Origin of the sequence: Arthrobacter crusticola, assembly GCF_004357995.1 — a bacterium.
GTDB classification, from domain to species: Bacteria; Actinomycetota; Actinomycetes; order Actinomycetales; family Micrococcaceae; genus Arthrobacter_D; species Arthrobacter_D crusticola.
The window spans coordinates 271,273-284,840 of sequence record NZ_SMTK01000002.1; the positions used below are offsets into that span (position 1 = coordinate 271,273).

The window sequence follows — 13,568 nt, forward strand, 5'->3', positions numbered from 1 at the left end:
TAGTCGCTACAGGCGGCCGGCCTTAATGACTCGGCTGAGGAATTGCTGCGTGCGCTCCTCGGAAGGGTCCTCGAAGATTCTCTCCGGCGTGCCCCGCTCAAGAATTCTGCCCTGGTGGAGGAAGCACACCTGGGAGGCGACTTCACGGGCGAAGCCCATTTCGTGGGTCGCCAGGAGCATCGTCAGTCCGCCACGCGCAAGCTCACGGATGATTTCGAGGACATCGCCGACGAGTTCCGGATCGAGGGCCGCAGTGATTTCGTCAAGGAGCAGCACCTGCGGATCCATGGCCATGGCGCGGGCGATGGCGACGCGTTGTTGCTGCCCGCCCGACAGCGCGTCGGGAAAGGCACCCACTTTGTCCTTCAACCCGATCTTTTCGAGCAGTTCCACGGCGCGCTCTTCGGCCGCGGCCTTGGGCACTCCGCCGATCATCGTCGGGGCGAGGGTGATGTTCTTCAGGACGGACATATGGGGAAACAGGTTGTAGGACTGGAAGACCATTCCCACGTTCCGACGCAGCACATTCAGGTCGACACCCCGGCCCGTCACCTCGTCTCCGTTGACGAGGATCTCACCCGAGTTGATCGTTTCGAGCGCATTGATGCAGCGCAGCAGCGTGGACTTTCCGGAGCCGGACGCCCCGATCAGGCACACCACCTCGTGCTTGGCCACTTCGAGCGAGACGCCGTTGAGGACGGGGGTGGTTCCGTAGGACTTGTGGACGTCGCGGATCTGCAGAAAGGTCATAGCGTTCCTAACTCGATCCGGCGCGCTGCCGGGCCTGGTCCCTTTCGACCAACCGGTCGACGAAGCGGGACTGCGGGATGGTGGCCAGCACGAAGATGATGGCGACGACGGTCACGGGTGAAAGGTTGAAGACCGACGACGCCACCAGCCGGGATTGGGTGAACGCATCGATGACCCCCATGACCCCGATCAGGGCGGTGTCCTTCTGGAGGCCAATGAAATCGTTCAACAGGGGCGGCATGACCCGTCGGATGGCCTGCGGGATGATGACGGTGCGCAGTGTCATGGGATAGGAGAGGCCGAGCGAGCGGGCGGCCGCCCACTGGCTCGGGTGGATCGATTCGAGGCCGGCCCGGTAAACCTCAGCGACATACGCCGAATAGGTGAGCGTCAGGGCGAAAATCGCAAGCCAGATGGGCGGCAGGTCCCGAAAGACCGGAACCTCGGCCAGTGACAGACCGAATCCGACGAGGTACAGGACGATGATGCCCGGGATGGCCCGAAAGATATCGGCATATAAGGTTGCGAGGATGCGTAGCGGACGTCCCGCCGGGCCCGGAATCATCCGCATGACGGCAATCGCAAGTCCCAGGATGAGGACAAGAATTTCGGCACCAATCGCGACACGAACGTTCACCCAGAACGCCTTGAGGACGTCCTCCCAGGCCTCGGCGATGAAGGAGCCGCGCAGAAAGGTCTGGGCGATGGCGCCGTCGTTCGTCACGGCGAAGGCGAGGAGGGCTGCCAGCACAAAGACGGCGGCGGCATAGCCAAGGCTCGTCGAGGCTGACTCACGGCCGAGTGCGGCGGTATGGCGAGCCTCGACAATGCGGTCCTGCCGCATCAGGGAGGTGCGTTCCTTTGCCCGGGTCACCGCGCGAAGCGCGGGGAGAAGCGGAATCCATCCGGCGAGGGCCGCCACGACGCACACGGCCAGAACGACCAGGTTGGATGCGCCGGTCAGCACATACAGGTTTCGCAACGCGATGCCGAAGCACACGGCCGCCACGACCGAGATCAGGACTGCCGCCACCGCCAGGCGCACAACGGGGGGCGGGGCTGATCGAACCGGCTTGAGAGGATTCGCTGCCGTATCCCGGAACGGCATCACTCTGCTCATGGGGCCTCGAACACCGGAACCTTCGCCGGATCTCCTCCGAGGGTGGGACCAAGCCAACTCGCCGAAAGCTTCTCAAGCGTTCCATCGTCGGACATCGCAGCGATCGCTTCATCCATCGCCTCGGCGTTCGGGGAGCCCTTGGGATAGATTGCCCCGTACTTTTCACCGGTCTTGTACTGTCCCACTACCTCGAGGCTGCCCGACGACGCTTTAGTGAAGCCGAGCATGATCGCCGTGTCCTGGATGGCAGCGTCGACCTGCCCGGAACTTACCGCAGTGACCATCGTGTCGGTGTCCTGGAACACGCGGGCCTCAGTTTCGGGGCGGATTGTTTCATTGACGAAGTCCACCGCCGTGGTTCCCAATGCCACGCCCGTCTTCTTCGACGTGATGTTGGAGGCCGTGATGTCGGCGCCCTTCTTGGCGAGGATGGCAACGTTCGAGTCGAAATAGGGCTGCGAAAATTCGACGACCTCCTCACGCTCGGGCGTGATGGAAATCTGCGCCATGGCGATATCGAAGTCCTTCGTCTGCCCGGCGACCAAAGCATCGAATGAGGCATTGACGACCTCGACCTTGGAGAGTCCGGCGCGGTGGGCGATATTCGCTGCGAGGCAGTATTCATACCCGCCGTCGATCTTCTCGGGCGAAATGCCCTTCCACCATCCCGGAGAGGGCAGGTTCGTCTGCACCGTGAGCGTGTCTTCGGTGACCGGCTCGATGGACACCGATCCCTTCTCTCCATAGACCTCGCAGGAGCCAAAACTTGGAGATTCGGAGGCGGCTTCACCACCGCAGCCGGTCAGGGTCAGACCCGCGGTAGCCGCGACTGCTGCGATCGTTCCAAGCCGGTATCTCGCCATGTTCCGCTTCCGTTCTGTTGCTGACCGGACTGCCTAGTCCTGAATGGCCGTACAGTAGATAGAGGAACTGTGTCGTGCATCACTGAAGTTGTCAACGCTTCGAGGAATGTTTTTCGGCCGGGAAGGTGATTCGAGGGTGGGGCTAACGTGCGACTGGTGAACCGAAAGAGCGCACAGGCGCGCCGGGTGGAAGTGCTCGACGAGACCCTCAAGCAAATCCACGAGCGGGGCATGTCGGCGCTCCGGATTGCCGACGTCGCCAGCTCCATGCAGGTGAGTCCGGCGCTGATCATCTACCACTTCGAAACCCGTGAAAACCTTCTGGTCGAAGCACTGACGCACGCCGCTGAGCGTGACCTGCTGAAGCTTCACCGCATAGTCCGGGAGCCCGCCCCACCGGCCCGCCGCCTGATGAAGGTGCTCGAGTGGTACGCCCCGTCGGGTGCGGCCCGGGGCTGGCAGATCTGGGTGGATGGCTGGGCGGCGGCGATGCGCGACAAGGCCCTCCAAAAGGTCCTGGCCGATCTCCAGGACCGCTGGGCGGCCGAGATTGTCGGCATCATCGAGGAGGGAGTGGCCGGCGGAGTCTTCACCGTGGATGACTCCCACGACGTGGTGACACGCATCACCTCGCTGCTCGACGGGCTTGCTGTGCGCATGGTTGTCCATAAAGACGCCCTCAAACGGGACGTTCTCCAGGAGTGGCTGGTGCGGCAGGTCGCCTGGGAGTTGGGCGTCGACCAGGAGGAGCTGAGGTCTCCCGCGTAATCAGGCTCTCTTGACAAGTGGGCAGGGTGCCTCCCAGACTGAATCACCATTCAGTAAGTTGGGTATCTAACCTCGGGAGCGAAGCATGCTGGGTGCAGTCGAAGCGAAGTCCACGCGGACTGCAGCGCCGCCCTTCCTCGAGGTGATTTGGACCGACCCGATCAGCGGACGGCGGGGATTCCTGGTCATCGACCGGCTGGTTCGTGGCGTCTGCAGCGGGGGACTGCGGATGCGGAAGGGCTGCACCCTTGAAGAGGTGCGGGGTCTTGCGGCCGGCATGACCCTCAAGGAAAGCCTTTACTACCGGCCGGAGAACAACTACGTACCGCTCGGGGGTGCCAAGGGAGGGATCGATTGTGACCCGCACGATCCGGAGATGCGGGAGGTCCTCAAGCGCTACCTCCAGGCGGTGAGCGCACTGCTGCAGGCGCATTGGGCCACGGGGGAGGACCTGGGTCTGCAGCAGAAACTGATCGACGATGTCGTCTCGGAGCTTGGCCTGCAGAGCTCGATCCAGGCCGTGTATCCGTTACTTCCCGACCGGGACGGCGCGATCGAACGGATGGATCGGGCGTTCCGGGTCGACGTCGAGGGCGTGGCGCTCAGTGAACTGGTCGGAGGCCTTGGCGTCGCCGAGTCGGTCCTCACGGCGCTCGACGAACTGGGCCAGCCCCACGCCGGATCCCGGGTCTTCATCCAAGGGTTCGGTTCGATGGGCGGCGGGACTGCCCGTTACCTGGCGAAGGCAGGACTGATCGTCGTCGGGATCTCCGATTCGATCGGTGTGATCGCCAATCCCGAAGGCCTCGACGTCGAAACGCTGCTCGCCACCCGGAACACCTTCGGCGAGGTCGATCGATCATCCCTGCGGCCCGGTGACCAGGAACTGCCACGCGGGAGCTGGTTGGCGGTCGACGCAGATGTCCTGGTTCCGGCCGCTGTTTCTTACTGCATCACCCCCGACAATCAGCACGAGATCACTGCGCCGCTGATCGTCGAGGCAGCGAACATGCCCGTGCTGCCCGAAGCCGAGAGAATTCTCGCCGACCGCGGCATCCGGGTGGTGCCCGATTTCGTGTCGAACTCGGCGACCAACGCATGGTGGTGGTGGATGCTGTTCGGCGATATCGACGCCAGTGTCGAACAGTCCGAGCTCAAGATCCGCTCCGAGATGCGGCGCATCGTTTCCGACATGTTCGCCCGGGCAGGGCGGGAGGGAACCACCCTCCGTGAAGCCGCGCTTGCTTTCACAACGGATCAGCTACAGGCCATCGACGCCCGGTTCGGGCTGGAATGACCACGGGAGGGGCCGCCCCGCTGCGGTTCGCGGCCGACCCAGCAACCCGGGCAGAGGCGGCCTCCCTGGGTGCGTTCCGCGATCCCGCGTCGGTCGCGGTCATCGGAGCATCGAATAACCAGCTGAAGTGGGGCTACTGGCTGGCGCGCGGCGCCCTGGCAGGAGCGGACCGCCGCGCTGTCTACCTCGTGAACCGCTCGGCCGAGACGGTGGGCGGCGCGCCGGCCTTCGCACGACTCTCGGACCTGCCCGAAGTCCCCGAACTGCTCGTGCTTTGCGTGCCACCCCGGTCGATCGAGGGAGTCGTCGTCGAGGCACTCCAGCTGGGCGTCAAGGCGTTCCTCGGCATCACGGCAGGCACTCCCGACGAAGCCCGCATCGCTGCGCTGATCCGGGCCGCCGGCGCCCGCCTTCTCGGCCCCAACAGCCTCGGACTCTATGACGGGTCAACGAAGCTCCAGCTTGCCTGGGGCCACTTCATACCCGGCCCCCTCGCCATCATTTCGCAGAGCGGCCAACTCGGTTCTGAGATCGCCAATCTCGGCGCCCGCTGCGGACTCGGAGTGTCCCGCTTCATCTCGGTGGGCAACCAACTCGACGTCACGGCGGGGGAGCTGCTTGAGGACCTGATCGACCATGACGCGACCCGCATTGTCGCCCTCTACCTCGAGAGCTTCGCCAACGGCCGGCAGCTGGTCAATATCCTCCGTGCCCTCGCGGAGACCGGCAAGCAAACGCTCCTCCTCACCACGGGCGCCAGTGAGGGGAGTCAGCGGCTGGCCCGGTCCCACACCGGGTCAATCACCTCCGCCCTGGATACTGTCGATGCGGCATGCCGGGCCGCAGGTGCCATCCGGGTCGCAACGCCAACAGAACTCGTCCATCTGGCCCACTACCTCAGTACCGCACCCAGGCCCATGGGTCGACGAATCGCCGTCATCAGTGACAGCGGCGGCCAGGGCGGCATCGCTGCTGATGAAGCGTCCGCCCGTGGCCTGACGACGCCCGTGCTCTCGGCGCAGCTGCAGTCGACACTGGCCGCGGTCCTGCCCACCGGCGCCTCCGTCTCCAACCCGGTCGACCTCGCAGGTGCCGGCGAAGCCAATCTCTCCGTATACGCGGAGCTGAGCCAGCGGATCCTCGAATCCGGCGAAGTCGACGCCGTCGTGCTCTCGGGGTACCTGGGCCGCTACGGTGAGGACACACCAACAGCGGAGCCCGCCGAACTGAGAGTCATCGACCGGCTCGGCGCGATCGCCCGGGGCTCGCGCGTGCCGGTGGTCGTACACAGCATGAGCGAGGGGTCGCGGGCCGTCGGCCGCATGCGTGAGCATGGAATTCCGGCCTTCACCGGCATTGAGTTCGCGATGACGGCGTTCGCCCAGGCGTCCCGGCTGGCCGAGTGGCCGGGCCGGACGATCGAGGACATCGACGCCGAATCGACGGTTCCGGAGCCCGGTTATTGGGCGGCCCGACGCTTCCTGACCGGCATCGGCGTCCCATTGCCGGCCGGAGTGCTCATTCGGTCCCGGGCGGAGCTCGACCAGGCCTCTGCCGCACTTGCCTTCCCTGTCGTGCTCAAGGCCGGTTGGTTGGAACACAAGAGTGAGCACGACGCGGTGCGGCTGCACCTCGGCTCATCCCGTGAACTCGCGGCCGTCTACGACGACATGCTGGCGCGGCTGGGCGCAGGGGAGTACGTGGTCGAGGAACAGGACAAGCGGCCCAACACGGTCGAGATGCTCGTCGGCGGCCGGCTCGACCCGGATTTCGGGCCGGTGATCGCCGTCGGTGCCGGGGGTACCGAAGCCGAGCTCCATCGCGATGTCTGCGTCGAGCTCGCACCTGTCGACCGCCCAACAGCGGTCGACATGATCCGCAGGCTCGCCTGCTTCCCCCTCCTCAACGGCTGGCGCGGCAGACCGGCGACGGACATCGACGCCCTCGCAGCGATCGTCGTGGCGGTGTCCGAAGCGATCGCGGCCCACACCGGCCTGAGCGAGATCGAAGTGAACCCCGTCCGCGTGGCTTCCGATGGAGCCCTGGCCGTTGATGCACTCATTCTTCCTGCCGCGGCAGACCCAGACTCAAGGAGAAAGCCATGACCATCCCGGACATCCACAGCGAGTTCAAGGGCCGCGTCGCGGTCGTCACGGGAGGTGGGTCCGGCATCGGCCGGGCCGTCGCACACCGGTATGCGGCGGCCGGCGGCAAGGTCATCGTCCTTGGGCGACGCGAGGAACCGCTCAAGGAAACCGTCGAACAGATCGTGGCCGCGGGCGGGGCAGCAGATTTCGTGTCCTGTGATGTGCGGGACGCGGCCTTCATGGCCGGGGTGATCGACGGCGTCGTGGACCGCGAAGGCCGCATCGACGCGCTGGTCAACAATGCTGCTGGCAACTTCGTCTCCCCGGCCGAGGACCTCAGCCCCAACGGCTGGAAAGCCGTGATCGACATTGTCCTCAACGGCTCCTTCTACGCCACCCACGCCGCGGCCCAACACATGCTCGCCGCGGGTTCGGGCGCCATCCTCAACGTCATCGCGACCTATGCCTGGCACGGCCATCCGGGCACCGTGCACAGCGCCGCCGCCAAGGGCGGAATTGTCGCGATGACCCGCACTCTCGCTGTGGAATGGGCCGCACGGGGCGTGCGGGTGAACTGCATCGCGCCCGGCCCCACCGAGACCGAAGGAGCAAGCCGCGCGCTGTGGGGGACAGACGCCGCCCGGACCCGGGTCCAGGCAGGGGTGCCGGCGGGCCGTTTCGCGGGCCCCGAGGAGATCGCCGAATCGGCGTCGTTCCTCCTGAGCGACCGTGCCGACTACATCACCGGCGAGGTCCTCGTCATCGACGGCGGCCAGTGGCTCGGCAAATCCATCTACACCCATGAGAAGGGCAGCGCGTGAGCCTCATGACGGGAGGGGAAGCCCTCGTCGCGGAACTGGCTGAACACGGCGTCGACACCGTGTTCGGCATTCCCGGCACACACAATCTCGCCGCGTACGCGGCCTTGTCCCGGTACGGCATGAGACATGTCCTGGTCCGCCATGAACAGGGAGCCGGGTACGCGGCGGACGGGTACGCCCGTTCCACCGGACACCCCGGCGTCGTCCTCACGACCACCGGGCCGGCAATCCTCAATGCCGCTGCCGCCGCGGCGCAGGCCTATTCGGACTCCATTCCGGTGCTCTTCATCTCGCCGGGCATGCCACTGCGCCATCCCGGCCGCGGCAACGGGCTGCTTCACGAGATCAAGGATCAGGGCGCCGCCATGGCCTCCGTTGTGGCCTACAGCCACCGCGTAACGAGCGTCGAAGAGATCCCCCTGGCCGTCGCCCAGGCCTTCGCGGCCATGTCGACCGGCCGCCCGCGGCCGGTGTACCTCGAAATACCGCTGGACCTGCTCGAGGAATCTGCCGAGGTCGGCCTGATCCCGCCTGTGTCCGCCGGAGTCCTCTCCGCGCCCGCGGAACTGGTCCGCCAGGCCGGCACAGCCCTGGCCTCCGCGGAAAGGCCCCTCCTTCTTGTGGGTGGGGGCGCAAAGGGTGCATCCGCCCAGGTCAAGGCCATCGCCGAAGCGCTCGGAGCTCCGGTTTTCGCCACGTCCAACGGCAAGGGCACCTTCCCGGAGGACCACGTCCTGTCGGTCGGAGCCGGACTGCAGCACCGGGCCGTCCACGACGCCGTGGACGACAGCGACTGCGTGCTCGCCGTCGGCACTGAACTGGCCCCCTCGGACTGGTGGTCCGGCCTGCCGGACTTCACCGGCAAACTGATCCGCATCGACGTCGACGCGACCTCGATTATCACCAACGCCGTGCCAGCCCTGGCCTTGGTGGGCGACAGTGCGGAGGTACTCGACGAACTGGTCCAGACCCTGCACGGCAGGAAGACCGATGGCGCCGCCCGCGCACGGCAGTGGCGGACGAGGGTGCAGGAGGAAGCCCGGATCGAGGGAGAGCCGTGGCTTGAAATCCTCGCGGCACTCGCCGAGGTGCTGCCGCGCGATGCGATCGTTGCCGCTGACAGCTCCATGTCCTGCTACTACGGTGCGCTGTCGAACCTGCAGCTGTTCCGCCCCGGCGCCTTCCTCTACCCCACGGGCGTCGGCACCCTCGGCTTCGGGCTCCCGGCAGGCATCGGGGCCAAAGTGGCCAACCCGGGCGCTCCCGTCGTCGTGCTGCAGGGAGACGGCGGAATCATGTTCACGGTCGCCGAACTCGCCACGGCTGCCGAGCTTGGCATCGCCCTGCCGGTCGTCATCGTCGACAACGGCGGCTTCGGAGAAATCCGCAACGAAATGGCCGACCGCAACGACCCCGTTCACGCCGTCCGCCTGGGCCACCCGGACTTCCCTGCGCTCGCCGAATCCCTGGGCTGCCACGGCGTGCGGGTGAATTCCGCCGACGACCTTGCCGCTGCCCTCAAGACGGCCCTCAGCAGTGACCGCCCAACGGTCCTGCATATCCGTGAACAGAGCCGAGCGGCGACAGCCATGGCATGACGCCCGTTTCCATCCGCCTGCCGCACCCGCACACGGCGGACTATCAAATTCACCTCTTCCGCTTCGACGACGCGCACTGACACCAGGAGAACACCATGGCAACAAAACCGACCGAGTACTGGCCGCTCACCGACGAGCAGCGGGCCATCGTCGATCTCTGCAGGCAGTTCGCCACCGAAGAGATCCGGCCTCGCGGCCGCGAAGTCGACGAGGCCGATATCATCTCGCCCGTCGACATCTTTCACAGCGCAGCGAAAGTGGGCATCACCGATTTCATGCTTCCCGAAGAATTCGGCGGCGGGGGATTCAGCGATGTCTTCACCCAGTGCCTCGTCCAGGAGCAGCTGTGCTGGGGAGACCCGGGCATCGGCAATTTCGTCTGCTCGAACGGCTTCTTCGCCGACCCCGTGCTCGCCCTTGGCACCGATGAGCAAAAGGAAAGGTGGCTGCGCCCGTTGACCGGTCCCCATGCCCCGTTCACGGCACTCGCGACGACCGAACCCGGCTCCGGCTCCGACTCCGCCTCGATCACCACGAGGGCGAAAAGGGTCGACGGCGGATACTCGATCAACGGCCAGAAAACCTGGATCTCCAACGCGGGCCTCGCCGACCAGTACGTTGTGTTCGCCAAGACCGATCCCACGGAGCGGTCCAAAGGTGTTTCGGCCTTTCTTGTGAAAAAGGGCGTCGAGGGAATGACGTTCGGTGAGCCGATGAGGAAGATGGGCCAGCGGGCCATCGTGTGCCGCGAGACCTACTTCGAAGACGTCTTCGTCCCTGAATCGGACCGACTCGGTGCTGAGGGCCAGGGATTTTATGGGCTCATGGAGACGTTCGACATTTCCCGGGTAGTCCTTGCGGCGGCATCCTGCGGTGCGGCGCGGGCCGCCTACGAGTATGCACTCGAGTACGCGCGCACCCGGACCCAGTTCGGCAAACCAATCATCGAGCATCAGGCGGTGGCCTTCCGCCTGGCCGATATGGCGACCCGCATCCAATCGGCGTGGCTGCTGACCCTTCATGCCGCCCGTCAGCTGGATGCAGGCGGAGACGTCACGGGGCTTGCCGCCATGGCCAAGCTTCAGGCGTCCGAGACGTCGATGTTCTGCACGTGGGCCGCTGTCCAGACCCTGGGTGGCTGGGGCTACTCCCGGGAGTACCCGGTGGAGCAGTGGATGCGTGACGCCAAGCTCGAGGAGATCGAAGAGGGCACCTCCGACATCATGCGCTTGGTGATCTCGCGCAATCTCTGAGAGCCGTCGATCGCAGACTCTGGGATCGCCTCCGTGTGCTTTGGGCGGACGAGCCCTTGCACCACTATTCCGCCGCATCTCCAGCCGCAACCAACCATCGAGCCTTTCGTGGGCCGACGAATATGAGGACTCATGACCTTCACTCAGATCTCCGTCGAACGGGACGGCCCGCTCCTGTGGCTGACTCTCAACCGACCCCAGTCGGCCAACTCGATCACCATTGCGATGGCTGAGGAGTTCTGCACTGCGGTGCGCCAGGCTGAGGCCGACCCCGACTGCCATGTCCTGATTCTTTGCGGGGCCGGAAGTTTCTTCTGCTCGGGCGGTGACGTACTGGGCATGGCCGGTTCAGAGGACCCGGCGGGATTCCTCGCCACTCTTGCCGGCACCATGCATGAAGGCCTGCTCGCCTTGGCGGAGTCCCGGCTGGTGACCGTCGCAGCCGTCGACGGCCCCGCCGCGGGGGCCGGCCTCGGCCTGGTGCTCAACGCCGACTTCGTCCTCGCCTCCCCGGCAGCATCCTTCCGGAGCGCCTACGGGGCGGTGGGCCTGACCCCCGACTGCGGTGTTTCCTACCTCCTGCCGCAGATGGTGGGACCCCGACGGGCTGCCGAGATCGGGCTCGGCGGAAGGGTGGCCACGGCGGAGGAAGCGCTGGACTGGGGCCTCATCAGTGAACTCGTCGAAAGCCCCGACCTGACGGGACGGGCACGGCAGCTGGGCCTGCAGTTGGCTGAAGGGGCAACCCAGGCCCTGGGGCCGACCAAGCGCCTGCTCAACGCCGGGAGACTCGCCGGATATGCCGGGCATCTCGCGGATGAACTCGAGACCATCGCCTTCATGACCTCGCATCCCGACACCCGGAACCGGATCGCGGCCTTCGCCCGCGGCGGCAAGCGCAGTGTCGGCGCGGCGCACAGCGAGGAAGGAACGCGACCTGCGGAAGTGCGGTAGCCCCAAGGTGGATGAATCGCTCCTTGAAGCGGCCTCAAAGTGATCTTCCCCGATTACGATCGCACGTCGGCTGGGCCGCCTGCTCCATCCGCAATAGCACCTAACTGCGTGTCTGCACAGGCCTGTGGACCTTCTCCAGCGCCTCGAACCGGCCCGCTATTCTGGAGGCCCGTGCGCAGCGTCGCGCCCGGATCGTCGCAGACAGGTGCACGCATGCAGCTCTCCACGCCGGAACGCCCCAAGCAGCCACTTGCCACCGCACGGTCCGAACTCGACCGCATCACCGAACTGGCCGGGGACCTCGCCGGCCAGTTCGAGCTGGTCCCGCTCCTCGAACGCGTCCTCGGCCACGCCGTCGCCCTCCTCGGCTGCGAAAGCGGCTCCATCTCGATCGTCCACGAATCCGAGGGCTATTACCGCAAGGAAGTGGATCAGGGCGTCGGCTGCCTCGAGGGCCAGACCTTCCCGCTGACCGAAGGCCTCACCGGGCAAATCGTGAAGCGCCGCGGCACCGTGATCCTCGACCGCTACGCCTCCGTCCCGACCGGCCACATCTCACCGGACGATCCCCGCTGGGGCAGTGCCGTCATCGGTGTACCCATCTCCTGGGACGGCGGGATCATCGGCACGTTCGCCATCTTCAGCGACGGCCCCGGCCGGACCTTCACCGCCGCCGATGCGTCGCTTGTGGAACTCTTCGCCAACCACGCTGCCATCGCCATCATGAATTCCCGGCTCCACAACGCCGCCGCCGGTAGGGAACGCGAAGCGGCTGTTGCCGGGGAACGAGAGCGGGCGGTGCGCGATGTCCACGAGACGATCGGCCGCTCCCTCGGTTCCCTGCTGCTCCATCTCGACCGTGCGGACAAGGCCACCCCCGCCGGTTCGCCGGCAACCCAGCACATCGATTCCGCCCGAGTCCTGGCCCACGAAGCCCTCTTCGACACCCGGCGCACGGTGCTCGGGCTTGGTCCGTCCAGCCTCGCCGGCAAAACCCTGGAGGAAGCCGTCCGCAGTGAACTGAAACGGGTGGAGGCCACCTCCTCCCTCGACGCCACGCTCTCGGTGGTCGGGCAACCCCACGACCTCGCGGCCGAGGTGGCCCACCAGGTGTTCATGATCGTGCAGGAAGCCGTGGGCAACGTCGTCGCGCACGCCCACGCCGGCATCTGCCGGGTGGGCCTGTTCTACAACGCCGCCGGAATCACCGCCGTCATCGAGGACAACGGCCGCGGGTTCGACGCCGCCGCGAAGCGCGGAACGGAAGGGTCGCCGTCGTCATCGGCCTCCCTCGGACTCCATGGGATGGCGGCCCGCGCGCACTACCTGCGCGGCGAGCTCTCCATCGACTCGACGCCGGGTTGGGGCACGAGCGTGCGCGCGGAAGTGCCGTACTCCGCGAGCGGTGAAGTGTCCCGTGAGCGGTGGCAGGTCTTGGTCGCCTGCGTCCAGCCGATGGTGCGGGCGGGCCTGGTGCGCCTGCTCGAGACCTCCGAACCGTCGGTGCAGGTGATGGGGGAGCCAGGCAGCCTCGAGGATCTCGTGGAGTCAATCTCGCTGCTGCAGCCGGATATGATCGTGCTCGACTGGGACCTCCTGGAGCAGTACACCGCCGCCCGGCAAACGGGGTCAGCGGAGGACCCCGTCGACCGGCCCGTGGTGGCAGTCGTGGATTCTCCGACACTCGATCAGCTGCGGCTGGCCGCGGCGTCGGGGGTGCGGGGATTCCTCTCAAGTAAGTCGACGCCGGCCGAAGTGGCCCGCGTGGTGGTCGCCGCCGCCCGCGGTGATGCCCTCCTCGACGGCGCCGTGTTCACCCGCTTCACCGAAGCACACGGGAACGCCGCGGCGCAGGAGGAGCGGAGCGTCCGCCTGACAGCCCGCGAACTCGAAGTCCGCGACCTGCTGGGGCAGGGCCTGGCCGACAAACAGATCGCCTCCCGGCTTGCCATTTCGGTGAAGACCGTCGAGAAGCATGTGGGCGCGATGCTGCGGAAGACCGGTGCCCGCAACCGCACCATGCTCGTCGGCCTGCAGCACCAGAGCCAGTAGGCGGG

The 13,568-nt window shown here is 66.3% G+C and carries 11 protein-coding genes; 8 read left to right on the forward strand and 3 right to left on the reverse strand.

Annotation, left to right across the window (positions count from 1 at the left end):
* Nucleotides 1–6 precede the first annotated feature (6 nt).
* From E2F48_RS05240 to E2F48_RS05250, 3 genes are read right to left on the reverse strand one after another with little or no spacing between them, the layout of a single operon-like run.
* Nucleotides 7–750, reverse strand: a complete 744-nt coding sequence (locus tag E2F48_RS05240) for an amino acid ABC transporter ATP-binding protein (RefSeq protein WP_133402955.1) — start codon at nucleotides 748–750, stop codon at nucleotides 7–9.
* Nucleotides 751–757: 7 nt separating this feature from the next.
* Nucleotides 758–1,870 carry an amino acid ABC transporter permease gene (locus tag E2F48_RS05245; protein ID WP_221411628.1) on the reverse strand — a complete coding sequence of 371 codons (1,113 nt, stop codon included), beginning with the start codon at nucleotides 1,868–1,870 and terminating at the stop codon, nucleotides 758–760.
* Nucleotides 1,867–2,733: an ABC transporter substrate-binding protein gene (locus tag E2F48_RS05250; RefSeq protein WP_133402956.1), complete on the reverse strand. Its 867-nt coding sequence runs from the start codon at nucleotides 2,731–2,733 to the stop codon at nucleotides 1,867–1,869. The genes E2F48_RS05245 and E2F48_RS05250 overlap by 4 nt, the downstream gene beginning before the upstream one ends.
* A 156-nt stretch (nucleotides 2,734–2,889) precedes the next feature.
* On the opposite strand from E2F48_RS05250, the gene E2F48_RS05255 reads away from it, so the two are divergent.
* The 8 genes from E2F48_RS05255 (at nucleotide 2,890) to E2F48_RS05290 (ending at nucleotide 13,563) form a co-directional block, all read left to right on the forward strand.
* Nucleotides 2,890–3,501 (forward strand): TetR/AcrR family transcriptional regulator, encoded by a 612-nt coding sequence (locus tag E2F48_RS05255; protein WP_133402957.1) that lies wholly within the window; start codon nucleotides 2,890–2,892, stop codon nucleotides 3,499–3,501.
* A gap of 85 nt (nucleotides 3,502–3,586) precedes the next feature.
* Nucleotides 3,587–4,798 (forward strand): Glu/Leu/Phe/Val dehydrogenase dimerization domain-containing protein, encoded by a 1,212-nt coding sequence (locus E2F48_RS05260; RefSeq protein WP_133402958.1) that lies wholly within the window; start codon nucleotides 3,587–3,589, stop codon nucleotides 4,796–4,798.
* Nucleotides 4,795–6,903: an acetate--CoA ligase family protein gene (locus tag E2F48_RS05265; RefSeq protein WP_133402959.1), complete on the forward strand. Its 2,109-nt coding sequence runs from the start codon at nucleotides 4,795–4,797 to the stop codon at nucleotides 6,901–6,903. Before E2F48_RS05260 ends, E2F48_RS05265 begins: the two co-directional genes overlap by 4 nt.
* Nucleotides 6,900–7,706 carry an SDR family oxidoreductase gene (locus tag E2F48_RS05270; protein WP_133402960.1) on the forward strand — a complete coding sequence of 269 codons (807 nt, stop codon included), beginning with the start codon at nucleotides 6,900–6,902 and terminating at the stop codon, nucleotides 7,704–7,706. Before E2F48_RS05265 ends, E2F48_RS05270 begins: the two co-directional genes overlap by 4 nt.
* Nucleotides 7,707–7,711: 5 nt before the next feature.
* Nucleotides 7,712–9,304, forward strand: coding sequence for a thiamine pyrophosphate-binding protein (locus E2F48_RS05275; RefSeq protein ID WP_246018616.1), 1,593 nt, complete (start codon nucleotides 7,712–7,714; stop codon nucleotides 9,302–9,304).
* A gap of 95 nt (nucleotides 9,305–9,399) precedes the next feature.
* The gene (locus E2F48_RS05280; protein WP_133402962.1) at nucleotides 9,400–10,557 is read left to right on the forward strand and encodes an acyl-CoA dehydrogenase family protein; all 1,158 of its coding nucleotides are present in this window, start codon (nucleotides 9,400–9,402) and stop codon (nucleotides 10,555–10,557) included.
* 132 nt (nucleotides 10,558–10,689) lie between these two features.
* Complete coding sequence (locus E2F48_RS05285; RefSeq protein WP_133402963.1) at nucleotides 10,690–11,511, forward strand: enoyl-CoA hydratase/isomerase family protein; 822 nt, start codon at nucleotides 10,690–10,692, stop codon at nucleotides 11,509–11,511.
* Between the two features lie 213 nt (nucleotides 11,512–11,724).
* Nucleotides 11,725–13,563 carry a hybrid sensor histidine kinase/response regulator transcription factor gene (locus E2F48_RS05290; protein ID WP_133402964.1) on the forward strand — a complete coding sequence of 613 codons (1,839 nt, stop codon included), beginning with the start codon at nucleotides 11,725–11,727 and terminating at the stop codon, nucleotides 13,561–13,563.
* Nucleotides 13,564–13,568: the final 5 nt, after the last annotated feature.